Below are 23,381 nucleotides of genomic sequence, written 5' to 3'. Positions count from 1 at the left end.
CCTTTGTAATCATCCGTACTTTAAGATCTTTCCTGAATCACAATGGCTCCGATTCCGACTGCACCGACACCGACATGACATGCAATGCTACAGGAAAGTGGCATATAATAAACATCACTTTCCGGGAATGCCTCCTGCACCATGTTTTTCCAGCGTTCGGCTTCTTCCGGTTTGTCGAAGGTTCCGGCAGTGGCAACTCTCAGTCTTTTTGCAGGGATATCCGAAAAACGGGAAGAAATATCGGCTTTTAAGGATTCAATCATTTTTCTCTCGCCCTGCTTCATACCGCGTACTTTTGTAATGAGATCAAGCTTTTCCCCCTGAATCGTGAGTACAGGTTTGATATTAAGAATATTGGCAATGGCGGCAGCAGAGGGGGTAATCCGGCCTCCTTTGAGCAGGTATTTCAAAGAATTGACGGTGATGTAGATGCTGGCCTGATAAGCAGATTCTTCCAGAGTTTTTTTGATCTCTTCTCCGGAAAGGCCTTTGTCTGCAAGGCATTTTGCGTCATAAACAGATTCCATCAAGGTGACGGAAATGCGGTGGTTGTCCACAACCAGTACTTTTGAGTCATATTCCTGAGCAAGAAGAATTGCATTCTGACAGGAACCGCTTAAACCGCTTGACATAGGAATATAGACGATTTCATCATATCCTTCGCTTAAAATTGTATCCCACATAGCCATAACATCTCCGGGTGATGGCTGAGAGGAAGACAATTCTTTATCAGAAAGCATGGCATCATACAATTGCCTGTGTGTGATGTCTACACCTTCGAGATAGCACTTCTGTTCAATGATTACCGGCATAGGAAGCACATATATGCCGGCTTTTTTTCCTTCTTCTACGGTAATCCCACTGTTTGTATCGGTCATAATCGCTGTTCTCATCTTATTCTCCTTGCCATTGACAAAATTATACATTCTGTTAAAATAATGTGAAACAACTGTATCACATTAAGGCGAATTCTACAAGCTTTTTTTCTGGTACAAAATGACTTGTTTTGTATCAGGTTGGAGGAAAGGTTATGGATAAACGAAAAGAAGCGAATCTGCGTGTAAAGGAAAGTATTACAACGACACTATTTCAGTTAATGCATGAGAAAAGTATTTCTGATATTTCCATATCGGAACTGATCCGAAGAGCGGGTGTTGCAAGGGTCTCATTCTATCGGAACTATGAATCTAAGGAAGATGTACTGGTGACGCTGATTGAGGACGTGCTGGAACAGTATCGGGATACGATAGACAGTAATGAGACCAGTTTTTATACATATCAGAATGTAAGCAGAAGTTTTGAGTTTTTCAAAATGTATGGAGAGTTTGTGCTGGATCTTTATCAGTTTGGATATGGTTCGGTTTTGCTCGAGAAATTGAATCGGTTCCATGAAGAGGTGGCAGGCACCATGCCGAACAGATCGATAGAGAAATATCGATTATATATGTATATGGGAGCACTGTTCAATACTGCAATCATGTGGCTGCAGAACGGGACAAGAGAGGATCCTGGAGATATTGCCGGTATGTTCTGCAGCCTGTATGATATTCCGTGCCCTGCATAGGCTGAAGCCTTCAGGGCATAATTATATTATTTTCTTTACTTCTACTGTGTTGTCATTCATTGTTGTGGCCTCTCCCATATCTGTGAGCCGGTCATGATGAAGTGCGTTGCAGGTCAGTCCGTTCAGTGACTGAGAACTCTTGTAGACACCGATGGCAGCCACTGCTCCCCGGGCAATCATATCTGTAGTCTCTGCAATAAATTCAACCTCTGCAAGTTCATTATAACAAAGTACCCGGTCTCCGTTTTTGATTCCTCTGTTTCCGGCATCTTCTGTGTTCATGATCAGAATCATGGGTCCCCGCTCCTCTGCCAGTTTTTCATGGTTCTGATGGATGGAATTTAAGGTATATCTGCTCGGGACGGAAACCAGATGAAGAGATTCTGTTCCACCATAGCATTCGGTATAGTGTGGCATTGGATGTTCAATATATGGATTGACAATGTAAAACTTCTTTTCCGGCGTCTGACAGTCTGTATGATCTGCATACGGTATGGAAAATGTGGTTCCGCTAAGGAGCTTTTCCCGGTCCTCTGCCGTCAGGTGTGCAGATCTGGGAGTTGGGGTTCCGGTTAAGTCAGCATAGATCTCTTCCTCGGTCTTCTGAAAATAGGAATCGTCGTACCCCATCGCTTTGGCAAGAAGCATGATTGTGTTCCAGTTGCTTTTGGCTTCTCCCGGCGGAGCAACGATCTTCCGGGCGGATGACATGGTGCAGTATCCGTAGGCTTCGTAGCAGTCCGGATGCTCCACAGAAAATGTGGCGGGCAGTACGATATCCGCGTATCGGGCAGTGTCGCTTAAGAATCTTTCGTGGACAACCGTATACAGATCTTCCCGGGACAGACCTTCCAGCATGGCCTTCTGATCGCTGATGGAGTTGGCAGGGTTGCCGCCTGCGACATAGAGGCTTTTTATCGGTGGCCTTCCGTTTGCGCCAGTAAGGGCAGCAGCAAGTTGATTGATGTTAATGGTTCGTTCAGGAACACCGTTTCGGAAATCCTCTTTTTTAATCAGGCTGCTGTCAAATCTGGATCCCCCACAAGGGTTACAACCACAAAGACCGCCTCCCGGACGTGTCCATGCTCCGGTAAACAGAGAGAGGATGACGATCAGTCGAACGGTCATAGCGCCATTTCCGTATCGGGAATTTCCGCTTCCCAGAAGAATGGCAGGCGCTTTTGCTTGTCCATATGAGCGGGCAAGAGTAATAATCGTTTGCTCCGGAATTCCGGTGATGGCAGAGGCCCATGCAGGGGTGTATTCGGTTAGTGTATGTTTGAACTCTTCATATCCGAGCGTGCATTTTCTCAGGTATTCTTCATCGGCAAGGCCTTCACATACCAGAACATGCATCATGGCAAGTGCCAGTGCACCATCGGTTCCCGGACGGATCAGGATGGTATCATCGGTATAAGGAGCCATCGGTGCTCCGTAGACCTCTATCTGTATCAGCTTTTTGCCTGCTTTTTTGGCGGCTGTCAGATCTTTTAAGGTGTGCAGTCTGGTTGCAGCTACATTGCTTCCCCAGATCAGATAGAAATCACTGTCTTTCAGTTCTCTTGGATCCAGGCAGCCGGTGGTTCCCGCAACAGAGGCATATCCCTCACTTTTCGCTGTGGAGCATAATGTTTTTTTGAGGTCACAGGCACCCATGCGATTAAAAAAGGCTTGAATACAATGTCTCTGTATGATTCCCATGACACCGGCGTAATAGCAGTATGCAACAGAGGAAGGACCGTCTGATGCAATGAGTGATTTCCAGTGAGCGCTAATCTCTGCAATGGCTTCCTCCCAGGTAATCGGGGTAAAGGAAGCACTGCCTTTTTTCCCGGTTCTTTTCAATGGAGTCAGGATTCGTTTGCCGGAATTGATTTCTTCTGCATAATGGCGCATTTTCCCACAGATCAGTCCCTGTGATGCAGGATGGGACGGATCCCCGTCAATGGAAAGAATCTGTGTTCCGTCGGTTGTGGCAAGCAGACCACAGGAGGTCGGACAGTCATAAGGACAGATGGTGGATTGTGTATAAGATTTCATAATTAAAAACTCTCCTTGTTTTATTCATTATCTGTGCATGGACAAGACACAGTATATCCATGTCCCCGCAATAGGATCTGTATTCTTATCATAGCATAGGATAAATAGGAGAAGCAATCGCTTGACTTTTTTTCGTTCTATATTAGAATGCAACCGACAGGTTGTCGGTTACGTGAAACGTAAGGTGGTGAATCAGAAGTGAGGATTGTAAAAGAAGCAGAAGAACGGAAAAATGAGATACTGGATGTGGCGGAAAGATTATTTGAGATCAATGGGTTCGATCATACCAGTACCAACGATATTCTGAAAGAGGTCGGAATCGCAAGAGGAACTCTGTATTATCACTTTAAATCCAAAGAGGATATTCTGGATGCGATTATTGATCGAATCACAGGGAGATTGATTGACAATGCATCGGCAATCATAGATAGAAGAGAGATTCCGGTATTACAGCGGCTGACACTGACGATCCAGTCATTGAATGTAAACAGTGACCTGGGAAAAGAGATCATGGTGCAGGTACACAGACCACAAAATGCACTGATGCATCAGAAAATGCGGGAAAAATTGCTGACAGGGGTCAATCCTCTGATAGCGTCACTGATAAGAGAAGGGATTGAGCAGGGGATCTGCCAGACGGAATATCCGGATGAAGTAGTAGAGATGGTAATGTTGTATTCCGGAATCGTGTTTGATGAGATGTCAGAAGATACGAAAGAAAGCAGAGAACGGAAGATAGAAGCGTTTATCTGTAATCTGGAACGGCTGCTCGGGATGGAGGCAGGAAGTATGAGGGAGACAATTCTTCCGGTCTTTCAGAATGATGAAAAATAAACAAATATTTTCATCATTCTTTTTTTCAAGTTTATACCGACAGACTGACGGTCGATTAAGGAGGGAATATGAACCATAAGAATCGTAATTTTTTTAAATTTATGTTGCTCTGGGCAGGAGAACTTATCTCAGCTATAGGAAGCGGACTCACCAGTTTCGGGCTGGGGGTATACGTGTTCCGGCAGACAGGAAGCGCGGCAGATATGGCGCTGGTAACGTTACTGGGTTTTCTGCCTTCATTTTTGCTGAGCATACCTGCCGGAGTTCTGGCTGATCGTTATGACAGGCGTCTTTTGATGATGATCGGTGATGGATGCTCCGCATTGGGGATCCTCTACATATGGATCTGTATGATGAATGGAAAAGCTGCCCTGTATCAGATCTGTATCGGAGTATTTGTAAGCTCTGTATTATCATCACTTCTGGAACCTCCTTATCGGGCGACCGTAACAGATCTGCTCAGCAAAGAAGAATATTCAAGGGCCAGTGGGATGGTAAGTATTGCCGGAAGTGCAAGATATCTGATCTCACCCATTCTTGCAGGTGCATTGCTGGCAGTGAAGGATATAGAGCTCCTGCTTTTGCTGGATATCAGTACATTTGTACTTACGGTTGCAGCTGCAGCAGTTGTAAGGAAAGGAATGGAAAGAAAAAAGGCGGATGTTGAAGTGTCATTTGCGGAGAGCTTTCGGCAGGAATGGTCGTAGGATTACTTGTCGGAAATCTGTGTGGGGAAGGATTATGTGGCATCCTGCTTCAGTCTTTTGGGGCATATGGTTTTCAGTTTGTGATCGCCTGGAAGCAGCTACTGGTATTGATTCCACTGACCGGACTTGCGGCGGCCGGTATGGCAGTCTGGATGGGAACCCGGGAAATTAGCAGGATAAAAGCATATGAGTGCTGTATAGGAAAGGAATAAAAGTATGTCTGAATTATTGAAAGTTGAAAATCTGTGTAAGAGTCATATATTAAAAAATCTCTCTTTTTCGCTGGAAGAAGGGGAGATGACGGCAGTTATGGGACCATCCGGATCTGGAAAATCGACCCTTCTCTATCAGTTGGCCGGTATGGATCAGCCTTCCGGTGGAAAGGTGTGGCTGAAGGGACAGGAGATCATTGGACTTTCGGAGGATGAGAAAGCATATATGCGTCTGCACAGAATGGGATTTGTGTTCCAGCAGATGAATATGATGGTCAACCTGAATCTGATGGATAATATTCTGCTTCCGGCAATTCAGGCCAATAGAGAAAAAAGGAAAGACAAAAGATCACGGGCGGAACTTGTGAATGAAGCAAAGAATCTGATGGAGAAACTGTCGGTTGCGGAACTGGCCGGGCGTCGAATTACGGAAGTGTCAGGCGGTCAGCTTCAGAGGGCCTGCATCTGCCGAAGCCTGATGAATCATCCACAGATTCTGTTTGCGGATGAGCCGACAGGAGCTTTGAATCAATCAGCAGCTTCGGAAGTCATGGATGAACTGGTAAAGCTGAATCAGGAGGGAATGACAATTCTTATGGTGACGCATGACAGTAAGGTGGCCAGCCGGTGTGACCGTATCTTATATCTTCTGGACGGAGAGATCTGCGGGGAACTCCGGCTGGAAAGTACAGAATGTGAAGATGAGAAGACGCGGGAAGAAAAAGTTACCCGGTGGCTTCGAAAAATGGGATGGTAAAGGAACTGTTGCGACAGTTCCTTTTCGTCTATAAAAATGACACATTCGGCTACATTCTGTGCCTATCATCTTTTTACAGGATTTTGTAGAATAGCAGCATAAGGAAAGTACATTTACAAAAAAGTTATAAAGGTAAAAGCAAAGTGAGGAGGACATAATATCATGAAAAGAATCAACAGTGTTTTATGGGGAGTTGTACTGATTGCAGTAGGTGCGGTGCTGGCACTGAATGCAATGGGAATTGCAAGCATTAACATATTTTTTGATGGCTGGTGGACGTTATTCATCATCGTTCCATGCTTTATCGGGTTATTTAGTCAAACGGACAAAACGGGAAATCTGATTGGTCTTTTGATCGGCGTGTTATTGTTTCTGGCATGCCGGAATATTTTTGCCTTTGATATCCTGTGGAAGCTGATTGTTCCGATTATCATTGTGGGAATCGGACTTAAGATGCTTTTCAAGGGAATTACAGGAAATGAAAGCACAGAGATCCTGAATACGATGAAGCAAAACGGGGAAGAGATGAAGACGGGATTTGCCGCTTTCTCAGGACAGACTCTGAATTATGATCAGGAAGTGTTTACCGGTGCGGAGCTTACTGCAGTATTCGGCGGTATCAAATGTGATCTGAGAAATGCAATCATTGAACGTGATGCGGTGATCAATACCAGCAGTATCTTCGGCGGAATTGACATTCTGGTTCCGGATACGGTAAATGTCAAGGTGAATTCCAATTCTATTTTTGGAGGCGTTGACATGAAAAAACATCAGAATTCAAAGGATAATGAGCATACCATATACATAAACAGTACCTGTATGTTCGGAGGAGTGGATGTAAAATGACAACAGGACAGAAAATTATAAAATATTGTGCAATGGCGTTCGCGCTGTTTTTAATCTTAAATATCCTGAATGGAATTTGCAGCGCAGTGTTCTGCGTGGCAGGACTAACCGGCAAAAATAATTCAGAATATATGAAAAAAGGTGCAAAAGAATATGTGATAGAAGAAGATGTTACTGAGTTGAAGATTGATCTCAGTGTTGCAGAACTGGAGATAAAAACAGGGGATGAGCTGAAAGTCGAAACAAATCACAGATATATCCAGTGCAGGGTAGATGACGGATGTCTTGTGATTCAGGAAAAACGTCCGTTTCTGGGGATGAACGCAAAGGGAATGAATGTGTGTCTGACGATACCGGAATCAATGGTATGGGAATCTATCGATATGGATGCCGGAATCGGAGACGTTACAATTGAAGACGTAAGTCTGAATAATGCAGATATTGATATTGGCATCGGAGAACTGGATCTGACGGGAGAGTTGACCGGAGAGTGTAATATCGATTATGGAATCGGTGAGACAAACCTTGTTCTTTACGGAAGTGCGGATGATTATCAGATCGAGCTGGACAAGGGAATCGGAGAAGCGACACTCGACAATATGAAGATGGGTGACGATTCCATATATGGAAGCGGGAAGAACCATATCTCTGTAGATGGAGGAATTGGTGAATTGAATATTTCTTTTTATCGGTAATAAAATCCGGTATAATAGTGTTATAGATTATAGTAAGGATAAGGTTTTACAATGGATTTACAGAGATTAACAATCGGACAGATGGCACAACTGAATCATATCTCCGAGCAGACACTGCGTCTGTATGACAGGGAGGGCCTTTTGAAAGCACAGAGTGTTGACCCGGAAAGTGGATATCGCTATTATCATATTCTGCAGTCTGCGCGTATTGACCTGATACAGAATATGAAGATGTACGGACTTACGCTGAAACAGATCAAAAACCTGCTGGAAAGCGAAGATGCGGGAAAGATACGAGAGAAACTGGAGGCACAGAGTGCGGATATTGAGAAACGTCTGCAGCAGCTGTCGGGAGTAAGAAGTACATTGAACCGTGTACTGGATAATTATAAACGATATGAAGCTCTGCCGAAGAACGGACAGATATTTTTGGAATATCAGCCACAAAGGAAGATCTACTGCTGCAGCTGTGAGCAGGATTTTTTTGAACAGGATGAAACCGGCTATGAATATATGCTGAGACAATTGAAACAGCATCTGGTTAATCATGAGATTCCGCTGTCTCTGTTCTGTAATATCGGAACGATCATTCGCAGGGATAACCTGGAACAAGAGAGGCTGTCTTCGAATGAAGTATTTCTGTTCGTAGATGATGAAGATGAGATTGGTGACTGTGAGACCGTTCCGGCAGCTACGTATGTCTGCATGTGTTTTGGTGATTTTAACAAAGAAGAGGAAAATGCAGAAAAACTGCTGGACTATATCAAAGATATGGAGTATCACATCGCAGGGGATTATCTGTGTGAAGCGATTATAGATTTTCCGGTGCTAGAACATGGAAAACGGCATATTTTCAGTAAGATTCAGATTCCGGTCACATTTGAAAAAATATAAAAAACTGGTTGACTTTATACATACAATAACCATTATGATAAAAATATAACAAAGGAACGGTTGATCAAAAACAGAAATTATCAGGAGGTATATGTATGGATCGTAAAGTTAAATATGTACAGTATGGATGTGGAAGAATGAGCCGGTGGCTGATGCGTTATGCGATGGAAAAGGGCTGTGAGCTTCTTGCAGCTTTTGACATGAATCCGGCAGTATTTGGAAAAGATGTCAGCGAGATTATCGGAAATGATTATCCGGAGGTTGGAGTTAGTGTTTCCCCGGCATCGGAAGCAGATCAGATCATTGGGGAACTGAAACCGGATGTGTGTATTATTGCAACCCGCAGCACAGTGGCAGAGCTGGAAGATATATTCACTATTTGTGCAAAGCATGGAGTCAATGCGATTACAACCTGTGAGGAAGCACTTTATCCGTGGAATTCTTCACCGGCATTGACGTCAAAGCTGGATGCTCTTGCGAAAGAAGGAGGATGTACACTTACCGGTGTTGGTTATTGTGATCTGTTCTGGGGAACGATGGTTACCAATCTGATGGGATCTTCCTTCCAGGTAAAGAAGATCGTCGGAAGCAGCTGGTATGATGTAGAAGATTATGGAATTGCACTTGCAGAAGGACATGGTGCTGGGCTTCCGCTGGATGAGTTTGAGGAGCAGATCGGAACCTGTAACCACTGGTCATCAGACGAGATTAAAGAAAAAGTGGAAAGAGGAGAATATGTTCCTTCCTACATGTGGAATCAGAACGGATGGCTTGCGAGCAAGCTGGGTCTTACGATTACTTCTCAGACACAGAAGTGTGTTCCATGTACATGGCCGACAGATCTTTATTCTAAAACACTTGGACGTACGATCAAGGCAGGCGATGCAACCGGAATGCGTGCAATCGTGACCACAGAGACTGCAGAAGGAATTACGCTGGAAACAGAATGTGTAGGAAAGGTGTATGCACCGGAAGAATTCGATAAAAATGAGTGGACGCTCTACGGTGAGCCGGATACGACCAGTATCGTGAACCGTCCGGCAACGGTTGAGCTTACCTGTGCAACACTGGTCAATCGTATCGCACAGCTGATCGATGCACCGGCAGGATATGTAACGACTGATCAGTTCCCATATAATGAATATATGCTCAGACCGATCAATGAATATGTCAAAACAAAGTAATCAATAAAGAAAACCGGGACTGTTTCAAAATCAGGAGGGTATCCAGATATTTGAAACAGTCCCGGTTTTATGTCTTATAGGGATGTATATTACGGAGATGAAAATCCGGCAATTCCGAAAGCGGCAGGTCCGCCGTGAGTTGTGATCACTCCCTGAGCCTGAACCCACTGTATCTTCTTAAATCCACATTCTTTTGCAGTTTCTTCTGCGGCAGTGCGTATTTCATCCTGAAGACCGACTGTATATACCATCCACAGAATATCCCGTTCCAGATGATAAGTGTTTGCATAATCTCTGATCAACTGTGCAGCTGCTTTTTTCATCTTGCCACGGTATTTTTTTGTGGCAACCAGTTTCCCGTCAAGAATCTCAATACATGGATGGATATGAAGAATGCGGCTTCCGAGACACACCGCATTGCTGACACGTCCTCCGGCACGCAGAAATTCCAGATTATCCGGAAGAAAGCACATCTTTGCGCGGGGCAGAAGATTCATGGTAGCATCAGCAGCATCTGAAACGGACATTTCAGGATGCACGTTCAAAAGTTCTGCAACTGCGGTGACGATGGCAGCCTGTCCGGCGGATACCTGTTTGGTATCGATTGCAGTGACATAGTCTCTGTCTTCGGATGCTATGATCGCACTCTGATAAGAGCAGGTTGTGACTGCGGAATATGCCAGATAAAGAATCTGGGATTCCGGATACTGTTCATGGATGTCGTCGAATGCACGAATAAAGTCTTCCGGAGAACATCCGCTGGTTCTCGGAAGATTGCCGGTAGTGTGATAGTAATCGTAGATCTTTTCGACCAGAAATGATCCGTCATCCAGTGTCTCATTATCAAAAGAAACGTGCATTGGGACGATTTTTATATTGTATTTTGAAGCAAGTTCCGGGGGCAGGTCAGAACCCGTTTCTGCAACAAGGATTATGGGATTCATGAGGAGTCTCCTTTCTCGTGTGAGTTGTAAAAAATTAGTTTGTCAATCTAATACTGTGTTACATGGTTTTCGAAACCGGGTCAAGAGGTTTTAAAAAAGTAATATATGAAGTTTTGGTGAAAGGGAGTGCCGTATCCGGATGGATATTGACATCTTAGTGGCATCGTTTTAAGATGAAAAAAATAATATTTCGGAGGTGTTCTATATGTTGGAGGCAGGAGTGAAAGCACCGGAGTTTTTGCTGCCGGATCAGAATGGTAAGATACATACATTGAGTGAATATGCGGGAAAAAAGGTAGTTCTGTATTTTTATCCGAAGGACAGTACACCGGGATGTACGAAGCAGGCATGCGGATTCAGTGAATTGTACCCGCAGTTTACGGAAAAAGGAGCTGTAATCCTCGGAATCAGCAAAGATTCTGTGGCATCTCATAAAAAATTTGAGCAGAAATATAATCTTGGATTTACGTTGTTATCCGATCCGGAACTCAGTGCAATTCAGGCGTATGATGTCTGGAAAGAAAAGAAAAATTATGGCAAGGTATCGATGGGAGTTGTACGTACTACATATCTGATTGATGAAAACGGAATGATAGAGAAGGCATTTGGCAAGGTAAAAGCGGCAGAAAATCCGGCACAGATGCTGGAGGAACTGGAATGAGAATCATTATATCACCGGCAAAAAAAATGAATGTGGATCCGGAGGCTCTGGAATATCAGGGACTTCCGGTATTTTTGAAAGATTTCAACATATGAAGCTTACAGAGAGACTGACACCGGCGATTCTCTCTTATGAGGGAATTCAGTATCAGTATATGGCACCGGCAGTATTCGAAGAGGGGATGCTGACTTATGTGCAGGAACATCTGCGAATATTGTCAGGGTTCTATGGGGTACTGAAGCCGATGGATGGAGTGACACCGTATCGTCTGGAAATGCAGGCAAAAACAAAAGCAGGGGATTGCAGAGGCCTATATGAATTCTGGGGCAGAAGGCTGTATGAAGAGGTAATGGATGATTCGCATGTGATCGTGAATCTTGCTTCAAAAGAATATTCCAAATGTATCGAAGCATATCTGACTCCAAAAGACAGATTCATTACCTGTGTGTTTGGAGAATTGTCCGGCAGAAAAGTTGTGCAGAAAGGCACCTATGCCAAGATGGCCCGAGGTGAGATGGTCAGGTTCATGGCTGAACAAAAAGTGAAAGAACCGGAAGAGATCCGGGAATTCCGGAGACTGGAATATGCGTACCGGGAAGAATTCTCAAGTGAATCAGAGTATGTCTTTATCAGGTGACTCAATTAGAGTCACCTGTCCATATATGCTTCAAAAAGAACCCAAGAAGTGTTTTTTGTTTGTGACACAAGTTTTTGTTGACAAGTTTATTTTGTCACAGTACACTTAGATTCACAGACAATGGTTCTATACTGAGAAACTATTGTTGCAATAAGATCTTTTCAGCTTTTGTTCTGAAAGCTATATTTTCTATTTAATTATTAATGGATTCGATCCCCGTTTCGGGAAAAATTCAGTATCTTAATTATCAAAATATATATAATGAACAGTATAACCTAATAACTATATTTCATCATTTTCGTTGTCTGTGACTATACTTTCTGATATAGTAAATGTAGATAGTTTCTCCGTGTAGTTAATAGAAAGGAGACTATATGGGAAAAACCAGAAGCAAATTTGATTCGAAAGACTTGGAATCTTCTTTGACGCAGCAGGAAGATGCAGTCCTGAAAACTGCTATGCGCTTTTTCGCAGATGAACTTTTGCCTTATTTTCATATTGAAGGTAAAGTTGTTGATTTTGCTCCGACGGAATTAGTGCACATGGAGTTAAGGAAACTTTATGAAGATATGAATCTGGTGATGGAGGATGGTACCTGGAAACATTTTGAGTTTCAAAGCACGGATGGTGGAATTCCTGATCTGAAACGATTTCGCGTGTATGAAGCTATGGCAAGTTATCAAAATAATGTGGCGGTGACTACATATGTGTTGTATTCTGGAAAAATTAGAAATCCGGTTACGGAATTTACGGAAGGTGTGAATACTTATCGGGTTATTCCAGTTATGCTTTTAGACCAGGATGCGGATAAAGAGATTCAGAAGATCCGACAGAAGTTGGAACAGGGGGAGCTGATAACCAGAAAGAATCTGGTTTCGCTTACTCTGTGTCCTTTGATGAGTGGTGAGATGTCACAGAAGGAACGTATTCAGGCAGCATTTTCGATTATGCGGAAAATCACGTCTGTCGATTCGAATGAAATCAGGAAAATGGAGGCAATGATTTATACAATGGCAGACAAATTTTTAGATAAAATGAGTATGGAAGAAATCTTGGAGGATATCAGTATGACGAAGTTAGGGACGATGTTGGTGAATAAAGGAATAGAACAGGGAATAGAACAGGGAATAGAACAGGGAGAAAAACGCAGAGAATTGGAAATTGCCCGGAATTTGATTGATCTTTTGGATGAAAAGGTGATTGCAGAACGTACCGGGTTGCCATTAGAAACGATTCAGAAGATGAAAACAGAAAAGGATTTTAAATGATTGTTCAGATAAAAAGAAGGAGGCTGTGCATGCAAATACGAATCGCATCTCTGGATGATGCAGAAGAATTACTGAAAATCTATGCTCCGTATGTGGAGCAGACGGCAATTACCTTCGAGTATGAGGTTCCGACTCCGGAGGAATTCAGAGCAAGGATGAGCCGCGTGCTGGCAAAGTATCCTTATCTTGCCGCAGAGGAAGATGGGGAACTGTTGGGTTATGCATACGTGAGCCCGTTTAAGGAACGTCCGGCATATGACTGGGCGGTAGAGACATCGATTTATGTAAAGAAGGAATGTAGGCGTCTCGGTGTTGGCAGAAGATTATATGAGGAATTGGAGCGGATTCTGAAACTTCAGAATATCCTGAATCTGGAGGCGTGTATTGCCTGTCCGCAGGGAGAGGAAGATGATTATCTGACCCGGGACAGCATACGGTTTCATGAGAGGATGGGTTACCGGATGGTAGGAGAGTTCCGGCAGTGTGGATATAAATTTCATCGCTGGTATAACATGGTATGGATGGAAAAGCAGATTGGAGAGCATCAGAAAATACAGCCTGCGGTGACACGTTTTCGGGACGTTCAGACACTTTGAGTTGTATGGAAAATTATTATGGAATCATTGGAATTATCAATATATTGTAGAGCATGAAAACTTTGAAAACCCTCGAAAAAACGAGGGTTTTTCTAATACTGTGAAAATATAAACAAAATCGTGAATGAAATAACGACACAAATTGGTAAAAACATACAAAAATGATTGTTGACAATTTGAAAATGAATACCTATAATAAGACCAAATCAAAGAAGTAAATTGGTTGATGGATACGAGAGAGATTTTGTACGCAAAAGTTCAAAACGCCGAAGGGGCAAAAGAAAGCAATACAGCTTGAAACTCTCAGGCAAAGGAATCGTATCCGGACAATACTCTGAAGGACAGACGACAGGGAGCCGTAATATCCATTTTTATGGAGAATTAGGGCTCCTTTCTTGTTTGACAGAACAACACTGTTAAAGAAGGAGGAGAAAATATGGAACTGAAAACACCATTATATGATGCGCATGTAAAAGCCGGAGGAAAGATCGTACCATTTGGCGGATATCTGCTTCCGGTACAGTACGGAGCAGGCGTGATCAAAGAGCATATGGCAGTTCGTACACAGGCAGGTCTGTTTGATGTGTCTCATATGGGCGAAGTACTGTGTGAAGGAAAAGATGCACTGAAGAATCTTCAGATGATTCTGACCAACAATTTTGACAATATGGTAGACGGACAGGCAAGATACAGCCCGATGTGTAATGAAAATGGCGGAACAGTCGATGACCTGATCGTGTACAAGAAGTCAGATGAACATTATTTTATCGTTGTGAATGCAGCAAATAAGGATAAGGATTATCAGTGGATGCTGGATCATCAGTTTGGCGAAGTTACATTTACGGATGTATCCGCACAGTATGCACAGCTGGCACTGCAGGGACCAAAGGCAATGGATATCCTGAGAAAGCTTACTGCAGAAGAAAATATTCCGAAGAAATATTATCATGCGGTATTTGATACCGAAGTTGCCGGAATCCCATGTATCATTTCCAAGACGGGATATACAGGAGAAGACGGAGTTGAGCTGTATCTGGACAGCAGCAATGCAGAGAAGATGTGGGATGCGCTTCTGGAAAATGGAAAAGAAGAAGGTCTGATTCCTTGCGGACTCGGAGCAAGAGATACATTGCGTATGGAAGCAGCAATGCCACTTTACGGTCATGAGATGGATGATACGGTATCTCCGCTGGAGACCGGACTTGGATTCGCAGTTAAGATGGCAAAAGAGGACTTCATCGGAAAGGCTGCTCTGGAGGAGAAAAAAGAACCACAGAGGACCCGTATCGGTCTGAAAGTAACCGGCCGAGGCATTATCAGAGAGCACCAGGAAGTGTTCAAAGATGGTGAAAAGATTGGTATGACAACGTCCGGTACACATTGTCCGTATCTTGGATATCCGATCGCAATGGCACTGGTTGGCGAAGGAACAGCTGCAATTGGTGACAAATTAGAAGTGGAAGTCAGAGGACGTAAGGTAGAAGCAGAAGTGGTAGCACTTCCGTTCTATAAAAGAAGTAAATAAGAATTAAAAAGAAGCAAATAAGAATCAAAGAGAGAAAAGGAGAAAATAAAATGGAATTAAGAGAAGGATTATTATATTCAAAATCACACGAATGGGTAAAGGAAGAAGGAGATATTGCAGTAATTGGTCTTACTGATTATGCACAGTCAGAGCTTGGTGATCTGGTATTTGTAAACCTTCCGGAAGAAGGAGATGAGATCTCTGTAGGAGAAGCTTTCTCAGATGTAGAGTCTGTAAAGGCAGTATCTGATGTATATGCACCGGTATCAGGAACCGTATGCGAGATCAATGAAGAACTTATGGATGCTCCGGAAAAGATCAATGAAGAACCTTATGAAGCTTGGTTTGTAAAAGTAAAAGATATTACGGAAAAAGAAGAACTCTTATCCGCTGAAGAATATAAAGCATTTGTAGAAAGTGAGCAGGAATAATTTAAGCGTGAAATAAAAATCGTAGAAAGGCGGTGACACTTTATGGGAACTTATATTCCGGGAACAAAGCAGGAACAAAAAGAAATGCTTGCTGAGATTGGTTTTGAATCTATGGAAGAACTGTTCGGTCATATTCCGGACGAAGTGAAAGTAAAGGGCGGACTTCAGATTCCTGATGGTATGTCTGAATTGGAAGTTCGGAAGAAAATGACAAAGCTTGCGGAAAAGAATCAGGTATTTCCGGTGATTTTCCGTGGAGCAGGGGCATATAGACATTATATTCCGTCTATTGTAAAAAGTGTATTATCAAAGGAAAATCTGATGACGGCGTATACTCCGTATCAGGCAGAAATCAGTCAGGGAATTCTGCAGTCTATCTTTGAATATCAGACAATGATCTGTGAGATTACCGGTATGGATACCTCCAACGCATCTGTATATGACGGAGGAACTGCAGCAGCAGAAAGTGTTGCAATGTGTCGTGAAAGAAAGAGAGCAAAGGCGCTGGTTTCAGCGACAACAGATCCGAAGGTACTGGAAACAGTAAAAACATATTGCTACGGAAATGAAATGGAACTGGTCATTGTACCGCAGAAAGATGGTGTTACAGATCGGGATGCACTTCGCGAGCTGATTGACAAGACAACAGCGTGTGTATATATCCAGCATCCAAACTATTATGGTAACCTGGAAGATGCGCAGGCAATCGGAGAAATCGCACACGAAGCCGGAGCAAAATACATTATGGGTGTAAATCCTATCTCTCTTGGTGTCGTAAAAACTCCGAGAGAATATGGCGCAGATGTAGCAGTTGGTGAAGGACAGCCACTTGGACTTCCACTGGCATTTGGAGGACCATATGTGGGATTCATGGCATGTGTGTCAGCAATGACGAGAAAACTTCCGGGAAGAATTGTCGGACAGACAACCGATCATAATGGAAAGACCGGTTATGTACTGACTCTGCAGGCAAGAGAGCAGCATATCAGAAGAGAAAAAGCTTCCAGTAATATCTGTTCTAACCAGGCATTATGCGCGCTGGCAGTTGGTGTTTATCTGGCATCTGTAGGAAGTGAAGGTCTGAAAAATATAGCTGTTCAGTGTACATCAAAAGCACATTATATGGCAAAAGAGCTGGAGGGCATCGGATATCAGGTGGAGAATAAGGGAGAATTCTTCCATGAATTTGTTACCGTATCTGAGACACCTGCAGAAAAAGTGCTTTTTGCATTGGAAGGTGAAGGAATCCTTGGCGGTTATCCTCTGGATGAACACAGGATCTTATGGTGCTGTACAGAGATGAACAGCAAAGAAGACATTGACAGAGCAGTTTCTATCATAAAGGGGGTGTAATGGATGTTAATATTTGAAAAAGGAAAAGAAGGCAGAGGCTTAAGTCTGTTGCCGGAATGTGATGTAGAAGTAGTTCTGCCTGAAGAAAAGAATCGCAGAGAGCTTGCACTTCATTTACCAGAGCTTTCCGAAAATGAGATTAGCAGACACTACACAGAGCTTGCGAAGAAATGCCACGGAGTAAATGACGGATTCTATCCGCTTGGCTCCTGTACCATGAAATACAATCCAAAGATCAATGAAGATATGGCAGCACTTCCGGGATTTACAGAGATTCATCCACTGCAGCCGGCACATACGGTTCAGGGATGTATGGAAGTTATGAAAACGTTAGAAGAATATCTGTGTGAAATCACAGGTATGACGAACATGACACTGCAGCCGGCAGCTGGTGCACACGGTGAATTTACAGGTCTTCTCCTGATCAAAGCTTATCATGAGAGCAGAGGAGATAAAAAGCGTACTAAGATCATCGTTCCGGACTCTGCTCATGGAACCAACCCTGCAAGTGCGGTAATGGCAGGATTTTCTGTAGTCAGCATTCCGTCCGGACCGGATGGATGCGTAGACCTTGAAAAACTGCGCGAAGCAGCAGGCGACGATGTGGCAGGTCTGATGCTGACGAATCCGAATACAGTAGGTCTGTTTGACAAAAATATTCTTGAAATTACGAAGATCATCCATGAGTGTGGCGGTCAGTGCTACTATGACGGCGCGAACTTAAATGCAGTCATGGGTACCGTTCGCCCGGGTGATATGGGATTTGATGTTATCCATCTGAATCTTCATAAGACATTCTCAACCCCGCACGGCGGAGGTGGACCGGGAAGCGGACCGGTAGGATGCAAAGAGCATCTGGCACAGTTCCTTCCATCCGTACTTGTTGAGGGAACAGATGAACTCAGCTTCAAAAAGGCAGAGAACAGTATCGGCGAAATGAAAGACTTTTATGGAAACTTCCTGGTTGTCGTAAGAGCACTTACATATGTGATGACTCTTGGCAAAGAAGGAATTCCGGAGGCGAGTCAGAATGCAGTTCTGAATGCAAATTATATGATGCATAAGCTGAAAGATCTCTATACCATGGCTTACGATGAAGTATGTATGCATGAGTTCGTAATGAGTCTTTCTGACCTGAAGAAGAAGACAGGCGTTTCTGCAATGGATATTGCAAAAGGACTTCTGGATAACGGCATTCATCCGCCTACAATGTACTTCCCGCTGATCGTAGAGGAAGCTCTGATGGTGGAACCTACAGAAACAGAGTCCAAAGAAACACTGGACGAAGCAATTCAGGTGTTCAGAGATCTGTATGCATTGGCAGGAGAAGATGCAGAACAGCTCCATAATGCACCGGTTCGTACGCCTGTAACGAGACTGGACGAAGTAGGAGCTGCAAGACATCCGGTATTAAAATACGAATTTTAAATAGTTATATAATGATATTCTGAATGAGGTATAGAAATGATTGAAAAGATAACATACATAGAAACGGCTAATACATACCCCTATCGGAATCTTGCGATGGAGGAGTATCTACTCCTCCATTGTGATAAAGAGGAATGTATCCTGTATCTCTGGCAGAACAGAAATACGGTCGTAATCGGACGTAACCAGAATGCATGGAAAGAATGTCTGGTAAGTAAGCTGGAGGAGGAAGACGGATATCCGGTTCGAAGACTTTCCGGCGGCGGAGCAGTGTATCATGATCTGGGAAACCTGAACTTTACATTTCTTGTGAGAAAAGAAAATTATAATGTGGACAGACAGCTGAATGTCATTCTGGAAGCGGTGAAAAAGCTTGGAATTCATGCAGAAAAATCCGGGCGTAATGATATATTGATCGACGGTCACAAGTTTTCAGGAAATGCATTTTATGAGCAGGGAGACTGCTGCTATCACCATGGAACTCTGATGGTCAATGTCAATCTTGGAGAATTATCCAGATATCTGACTGTATCAAAGGATAAACTGAAATCAAAAGGCGTGGATTCTGTAAGGGCCAGAGTAGCGAATCTGACAGAATATGCACCGGATCTTACCGTAGATGAACTGAAGAAGAAACTTCTGGAAGCTTTTGAGGAGGTCTATGGACTGAAAGCAAATATTCTGAAGGACACGGATCTGGATGCAGATGAGGTGGAAGAAAGAACACAGAAATTCGCTTCCTGGAACTGGATATTCGGAAGAAAACTGGAATTTCAGTATGAATTATCCAATCGTTTCCCGTGGGGACAGGTAACTTTGCAGATGCAGGTCAGAAACGGAAGGATTAAAGATGTAAATGTATATTCAGATTCTATGAAACCTGCTTTTATTGAAGAGGTCAGCCGTTATCTGAAGAGTGTCCGTTATGACAAAAAGGCAATCTGTGCAGAACTTAGTCTTTACTGGTCCAAGGATAAAGAGGAAGACCAGATGATGAAGGATATCATTGCATGGATTGAATCGATAGATTTATAAAGGAGAAGCAGACAATGGGAGAAAAATTTGATGTCATTGTAATCGGTGCAGGACCCGGAGGATACGTAGCAGCAATTAAAGCTGCAAAAGCGGGACTTCACACAGCAATCGTGGAGAACAGAAGAGTTGGAGGAACTTGTCTGAACAGAGGATGTATTCCGGCAAAGGCAATGATCCATGCGTCTTCTCTATACAGAGAGATGCAGGAAAGTGAACGCTTTGGAGTTACCGCATCCGATGTACAGTTCGACTATGGAAAAATAGTCGCATATAAACAGGAGACGACCGACAAACTGTGTCAGGGAATCGATCAGCTTCTGAAAGCGAATGGGGTAACATTTCTTTCCGGAAAAGGTACTCTGGAAAAGGGAAAGGCAGTAAGAGTTGTTACAGAGGAAGGTGAGTCCTGCTATGAAGCAGAGAATGTGATTCTTGCAGCAGGGTCAAAGCCACTGGTACTGCCGATTCCGGGACTGGATCTTCCTGGAGTACTTACCAGCGATGAACTGTTCCGTCTGGAAGAGATGCCTGAGAGTCTCGTGATCATCGGAGGTGGAGTCATCAGCGTAGAGTTTGCCAGCGTATATTCCAATCTTGGATGTAAGGTTACTATTGTAGAGGCTATGCCGCGATTGATTCCAAATATGGATAAAGAGATCTCCCAGAATCTGAAAATGATTCTGAAAAAGCGTGGGGTTGATATCCATACATCCGCAGCTGTTCAGAGAGTAGAGCAGGAAGGTGATCAATACACGTGTGTGTTTGTTGAAAAAGAGAAAGAAGTCAGAGCTTCTGCTCAGTATGTATTATGTGCAGTAGGCAGATGTCCGAATACGGATGGCTTGTTTGGAGAAGGTGTTGAGCCTGAGATGGAGCGTGGACGCGTGGTGGTTGATGAAGAATATCGCACCAGCATTGAGGGCGTCTATGCAATCGGAGACCTGATCAGGGGAATGCAGCTTGCACATCTGGCAAGTGCACAGGGCGTATATGTTGCAGATAAGATTGCCGGAAAAGAGCCATCTGTGGATGTTCATACAGTACCGGGATGCGTATATACAGATCCGGAGATCGCATCTGTCGGAATCACAGAGGATGAAGCAAAGGAACAGGGACTGTCAGTGAAGGTCGGAAAGTTTATCATGAGCGCAAATGGAAAGTCTCTGATCACAAAAGAAGAACGAGGATTTATAAAAGTAATTGCAGAAGCGGATACGGATGTCATACTGGGAGCACAGATGATGTGTGCAAGAGCGACAGACATGATCGGGGAATTTGTGACCGCTGTTGTAAATCGCCTGACAGTTCAGCAGGTAGCAAAGGGTATGCGTGCTCATCCGACTTACAATGAAGGAGTTGTTGAGGCTCTGGAAGATATAGAAGGAAATGCAGTACACATTATGCCGAAGAAGAAAAGATAAGATCAGAAAGGATGGTATGTGATATGGGTTTTAAAAGTGATATTGAAATTGCACAGGAAGCAGAAATGAAAGTAATTAATGAAATTGCAGATTCTATCGGTATTCCTGATAAATATGTGGAAAATTACGGAAAATATAAAGCGAAAGTTGATTATCGCTATTATAAGGATGAGCTGGCAGATCGTCCGGATGCAAAAGTGATTCTGGTAACAGCAATCAATCCGACACCGGCCGGAGAAGGAAAGACGACAACAACGATCGGTCTTGCAGATGCGATGAACCGTCTGGGCCAAAAGACGATGGTTGCATTAAGAGAACCATCCCTGGGACCTGTATTTGGTGTAAAGGGAGGAGCTGCCGGCGGTGGATATGCACAGGTTGTTCCGATGGAAGATATTAACCTTCATTTTACCGGTGACCTGCATGCGATCGGAGCTGCAAACAACCTGATTGCGGCTATGCTCGACAATCATATTCATCAGGGAAATGCACTGGATATTGATACCAACCGGGTGACCTGGAGACGCTGTGTAGACATGAATGACCGTCAGCTTCGCAGTATCGTAGACGGACTTGGAGGAAAGGCAGACGGAGTTACCCGTCAGGATGGATTTGATATCACTGTTGCTTCTGAGATCATGGCAGTATTCTGTCTGGCTAACGATATTCTGGATCTGAAAGAACGTGTGTCAAAGATCATCGTTGCATATTCCAGAAGCGGAAAACCGGTTACAGCAGGGGATCTTCATGCAGAAGGTGCTGTAGCGGCTCTTTTGAAAGACGCTTTAAAGCCGAACCTGGTACAGACACTGGAAGGAACACCGGCATTTATCCACGGAGGACCATTTGCGAATATTGCACATGGATGTAACAGTGTAATTGCAACAAAGATGGGAATCAAGCTTGCTGATTATATGATCACAGAGGCTGGATTCGGTGCCGATCTGGGTGCAGAGAAGTTTATTGATATCAAATGCCGTATGTCAGGAATCCGTCCGAATGCAGTGGTACTGGTTGCAACGATTAAGGCATTGAAGTATAATGGCGGTGTGCCAAAGACGGAACTTCAGGCAGAGAATCTGGAAGCACTGGAAAAAGGAATTCCAAATCTTCTGAAACATATCGAAAATATTACGAATGTATATCATCTTCCGGTTGTTGTTGCTATTAATGCATTCCCAACAGATACAAAAGCGGAACTGGATCTTGTTCGTGAGAAATGTAAAGAGCTTGGAGTAAATGTTGCTTTATCAGAAGTATGGGCTCGCGGAGGCGAAGGCGGAGAGGAACTTGCAAAAGAAGTCATCCGTCTCTGTGAAGGCGAGAGTACGATGGAATTTGTATACGATGTTAATGCTTCTATTAAAGAAAAGATTGAAGCGATTGCGACAAAAGTATATGGTGCAGATGGTGTGGACTACACAACAAAGGCCAATAAGGAGATTAAGAATCTGGAGGCAATCGGACTTGGCAATATTCCAATCTGTATGGCAAAGAATCAGTATTCTCTGACAGATGATGCGAAGAAACTTGGAAGACCGGAAAACTTCAGAATTACGATTCGTGATATTACGGCATCTGCAGGAGCAGGATTCCTGGTTGCACTGACAGGTGATATCATGAAGATGCCTGGACTTCCGAAAGTACCGTCCGCAGAGAAGATTGACGTGGATGCAGATGGAGTAATATCAGGACTGTTTTAAGGAGGAAGAAAAGTCATGATGTTAGAGAAGAAAACGACAGAGTTTCTGGAAGTTTTATCCTCTGCAGAGCCGGTTCCGGGCGGCGGCGGAGCATCTGCAGCAGTAGGAGCTTTTGCTTCAGCACTTGGTATGATGGTCGCCAATCTGACAGTTGGGAAAAAGAAGTATGCAGATGTGGAAGAGGAAATCATAGATATCCGCGGTCAGCTTGAAGTACTCAGAGAAGAACTGGTAACACTTACAGATAAAGATGCAGAAGCATTTGAGCCTTTGTCAAGAGCTTACGGACTTCCGAAGGAAACGCAGGAACAAAAGGAAGAAAAAGAAAGAGTCATGGAAAAGGCATTGTATGAGGCGAGTATTGTACCGCTTCAGATCATGCGTACGGTATCGAAAGTGATCGGATTACTTAAGATACTGGGAGAAAAAGGAAGCCGGATTGCGGTCAGTGATGTGGGAGTGGCCGTACTGTTTGCCCGTGCGGCTCTGGAAGGCGCTTCTTTGAATATCTATATCAATACTCGTCTGATGAAGGACCGCGAACAGGCAGAGAAGCTGAACAGAGAATCTGATGAATTGATTCAGGAAGCAAGAACACTTCAGGAAGAAATCTACGCAGGCGTGCTTGCGAAGATCCGCTAGGAGG

Annotated in this window: 23 protein-coding genes, 1 pseudogene and 1 riboswitch; of the genes and pseudogenes, 21 read left to right on the top strand and 3 right to left on the bottom strand. The window is 43.7% G+C overall.

The window, feature by feature from the left end; genetic code table 11:
- Window positions 1-20: 20 nt before the first annotated feature.
- Entirely contained in the window at window positions 21-893 is an 873-nt protein-coding gene (locus ABE547_RS01215) for a DegV family protein (protein ID WP_347377053.1), read from the bottom strand.
- Window positions 894-1,030: 137 nt separating this feature from the next.
- Between ABE547_RS01215 and ABE547_RS01210 the strand changes: the two genes are divergently transcribed.
- Window positions 1,031-1,564, top strand: a complete 534-nt coding sequence (locus ABE547_RS01210) for a TetR/AcrR family transcriptional regulator (protein ID WP_347377052.1) — start codon at window positions 1,031-1,033, stop codon at window positions 1,562-1,564.
- 21 nt (window positions 1,565-1,585) lie between these two features.
- On the opposite strand, the gene ABE547_RS01205 is transcribed toward ABE547_RS01210, so the two are convergent.
- Window positions 1,586-3,604, bottom strand: coding sequence for a molybdopterin-dependent oxidoreductase (locus ABE547_RS01205; protein WP_347377051.1), 2,019 nt, complete (start codon window positions 3,602-3,604; stop codon window positions 1,586-1,588).
- Between the two features lie 198 nt (window positions 3,605-3,802).
- On the opposite strand from ABE547_RS01205, the gene ABE547_RS01200 reads away from it, so the two are divergent.
- From ABE547_RS01200 to ABE547_RS01165, 8 genes are all read left to right on the top strand, one after another.
- Entirely contained in the window at window positions 3,803-4,438 is a 636-nt protein-coding gene (locus tag ABE547_RS01200) for a TetR/AcrR family transcriptional regulator (protein ID WP_347377050.1), read from the top strand.
- Window positions 4,439-4,506: 68 nt separating this feature from the next.
- Entirely contained in the window at window positions 4,507-5,145 is a 639-nt protein-coding gene (locus ABE547_RS01195) for an MFS transporter (RefSeq protein ID WP_347377049.1), read from the top strand.
- The gene (locus ABE547_RS01190; RefSeq protein ID WP_347377048.1) at window positions 5,136-5,357 is read left to right on the top strand and encodes a hypothetical protein; all 222 of its coding nucleotides are present in this window, start codon (window positions 5,136-5,138) and stop codon (window positions 5,355-5,357) included. Before ABE547_RS01195 ends, ABE547_RS01190 begins: the two co-directional genes overlap by 10 nt.
- Before the next feature lie 4 nt (window positions 5,358-5,361).
- Window positions 5,362-6,114, top strand: coding sequence for an ABC transporter ATP-binding protein (locus ABE547_RS01185; protein ID WP_347377047.1), 753 nt, complete (start codon window positions 5,362-5,364; stop codon window positions 6,112-6,114).
- 162 nt (window positions 6,115-6,276) lie between these two features.
- Window positions 6,277-6,960: a LiaF domain-containing protein gene (locus ABE547_RS01180; RefSeq protein WP_347377046.1), complete on the top strand. Its 684-nt coding sequence runs from the start codon at window positions 6,277-6,279 to the stop codon at window positions 6,958-6,960.
- Window positions 6,957-7,655, top strand: coding sequence for a hypothetical protein (locus tag ABE547_RS01175; protein ID WP_347377045.1), 699 nt, complete (start codon window positions 6,957-6,959; stop codon window positions 7,653-7,655). Before ABE547_RS01180 ends, ABE547_RS01175 begins: the two co-directional genes overlap by 4 nt.
- Window positions 7,656-7,706: 51 nt before the next feature.
- Window positions 7,707-8,549, top strand: coding sequence for a MerR family transcriptional regulator (locus tag ABE547_RS01170; RefSeq protein WP_347377044.1), 843 nt, complete (start codon window positions 7,707-7,709; stop codon window positions 8,547-8,549).
- Window positions 8,550-8,644: 95 nt separating this feature from the next.
- Window positions 8,645-9,733 (top strand): dihydrodipicolinate reductase, encoded by a 1,089-nt coding sequence (locus tag ABE547_RS01165; RefSeq protein ID WP_347377043.1) that lies wholly within the window; start codon window positions 8,645-8,647, stop codon window positions 9,731-9,733.
- 89 nt (window positions 9,734-9,822) lie between these two features.
- On the opposite strand, the gene ABE547_RS01160 is transcribed toward ABE547_RS01165, so the two are convergent.
- Window positions 9,823-10,677 carry a DegV family protein gene (locus ABE547_RS01160; RefSeq protein WP_347377042.1) on the bottom strand — a complete coding sequence of 285 codons (855 nt, stop codon included), beginning with the start codon at window positions 10,675-10,677 and terminating at the stop codon, window positions 9,823-9,825.
- 205 nt (window positions 10,678-10,882) lie between these two features.
- Here ABE547_RS01160 and bcp point away from each other — a divergent pair, with 205 nt between their 5' ends.
- From bcp to ABE547_RS01100, 12 genes and pseudogenes are all read left to right on the top strand, one after another.
- On the top strand, window positions 10,883-11,338 hold the full coding sequence (gene bcp / locus ABE547_RS01155; RefSeq protein WP_347377041.1) for a thioredoxin-dependent thiol peroxidase: 456 nt from the start codon (window positions 10,883-10,885) through the stop codon (window positions 11,336-11,338).
- Window positions 11,335-11,975, top strand: a pseudogene (yaaA, locus tag ABE547_RS01150) (peroxide stress protein YaaA). The gene bcp and the pseudogene yaaA overlap by 4 nt, the downstream one beginning before the upstream one ends.
- Window positions 11,976-12,349: 374 nt before the next feature.
- Window positions 12,350-13,243: a hypothetical protein gene (locus tag ABE547_RS01145; protein WP_347377040.1), complete on the top strand. Its 894-nt coding sequence runs from the start codon at window positions 12,350-12,352 to the stop codon at window positions 13,241-13,243.
- A 29-nt stretch (window positions 13,244-13,272) separates the two neighbouring features.
- A complete protein-coding gene (locus ABE547_RS01140) occupies window positions 13,273-13,839 on the top strand; it encodes an N-acetyltransferase family protein (protein ID WP_347377039.1) in 567 nt (188 codons plus the stop codon).
- A gap of 223 nt (window positions 13,840-14,062) precedes the next feature.
- Window positions 14,063-14,168: riboswitch (glycine riboswitch) on the top strand.
- Window positions 14,169-14,275: 107 nt separating this feature from the next.
- Window positions 14,276-15,364 (top strand): glycine cleavage system aminomethyltransferase GcvT, encoded by a 1,089-nt coding sequence (gene gcvT / locus ABE547_RS01135; protein WP_347377038.1) that lies wholly within the window; start codon window positions 14,276-14,278, stop codon window positions 15,362-15,364.
- Window positions 15,365-15,414: 50 nt separating this feature from the next.
- Entirely contained in the window at window positions 15,415-15,795 is a 381-nt protein-coding gene (gene gcvH, locus ABE547_RS01130) for a glycine cleavage system protein GcvH (protein WP_347377037.1), read from the top strand.
- A gap of 42 nt (window positions 15,796-15,837) precedes the next feature.
- On the top strand, window positions 15,838-17,148 hold the full coding sequence (gcvPA, locus tag ABE547_RS01125) for an aminomethyl-transferring glycine dehydrogenase subunit GcvPA (RefSeq protein ID WP_347377036.1): 1,311 nt from the start codon (window positions 15,838-15,840) through the stop codon (window positions 17,146-17,148).
- A 3-nt stretch (window positions 17,149-17,151) separates the two neighbouring features.
- Window positions 17,152-18,576: an aminomethyl-transferring glycine dehydrogenase subunit GcvPB gene (gene gcvPB, locus ABE547_RS01120; protein ID WP_347377035.1), complete on the top strand. Its 1,425-nt coding sequence runs from the start codon at window positions 17,152-17,154 to the stop codon at window positions 18,574-18,576.
- A 36-nt stretch (window positions 18,577-18,612) separates the two neighbouring features.
- Window positions 18,613-19,611 (top strand): lipoate--protein ligase, encoded by a 999-nt coding sequence (locus tag ABE547_RS01115; RefSeq protein WP_347377034.1) that lies wholly within the window; start codon window positions 18,613-18,615, stop codon window positions 19,609-19,611.
- Window positions 19,612-19,625: 14 nt separating this feature from the next.
- On the top strand, window positions 19,626-21,032 hold the full coding sequence (gene lpdA, locus ABE547_RS01110) for a dihydrolipoyl dehydrogenase (RefSeq protein ID WP_347377033.1): 1,407 nt from the start codon (window positions 19,626-19,628) through the stop codon (window positions 21,030-21,032).
- Between the two features lie 23 nt (window positions 21,033-21,055).
- On the top strand, window positions 21,056-22,735 hold the full coding sequence (locus tag ABE547_RS01105; RefSeq protein WP_347377032.1) for a formate--tetrahydrofolate ligase: 1,680 nt from the start codon (window positions 21,056-21,058) through the stop codon (window positions 22,733-22,735).
- A gap of 15 nt (window positions 22,736-22,750) precedes the next feature.
- The gene (locus ABE547_RS01100; protein WP_347377031.1) at window positions 22,751-23,377 is read left to right on the top strand and encodes a cyclodeaminase/cyclohydrolase family protein; all 627 of its coding nucleotides are present in this window, start codon (window positions 22,751-22,753) and stop codon (window positions 23,375-23,377) included.
- The last annotated feature ends 4 nt before the right edge of the window (window positions 23,378-23,381 follow it).

It is taken from the genome of Dorea sp. YH-dor226 (genome assembly GCF_039832105.1).
Taxonomy (GTDB): domain Bacteria; phylum Bacillota; class Clostridia; order Lachnospirales; family Lachnospiraceae; genus Dorea_A.
This window is presented reverse-complemented; position numbering and strand designations above follow the sequence as displayed.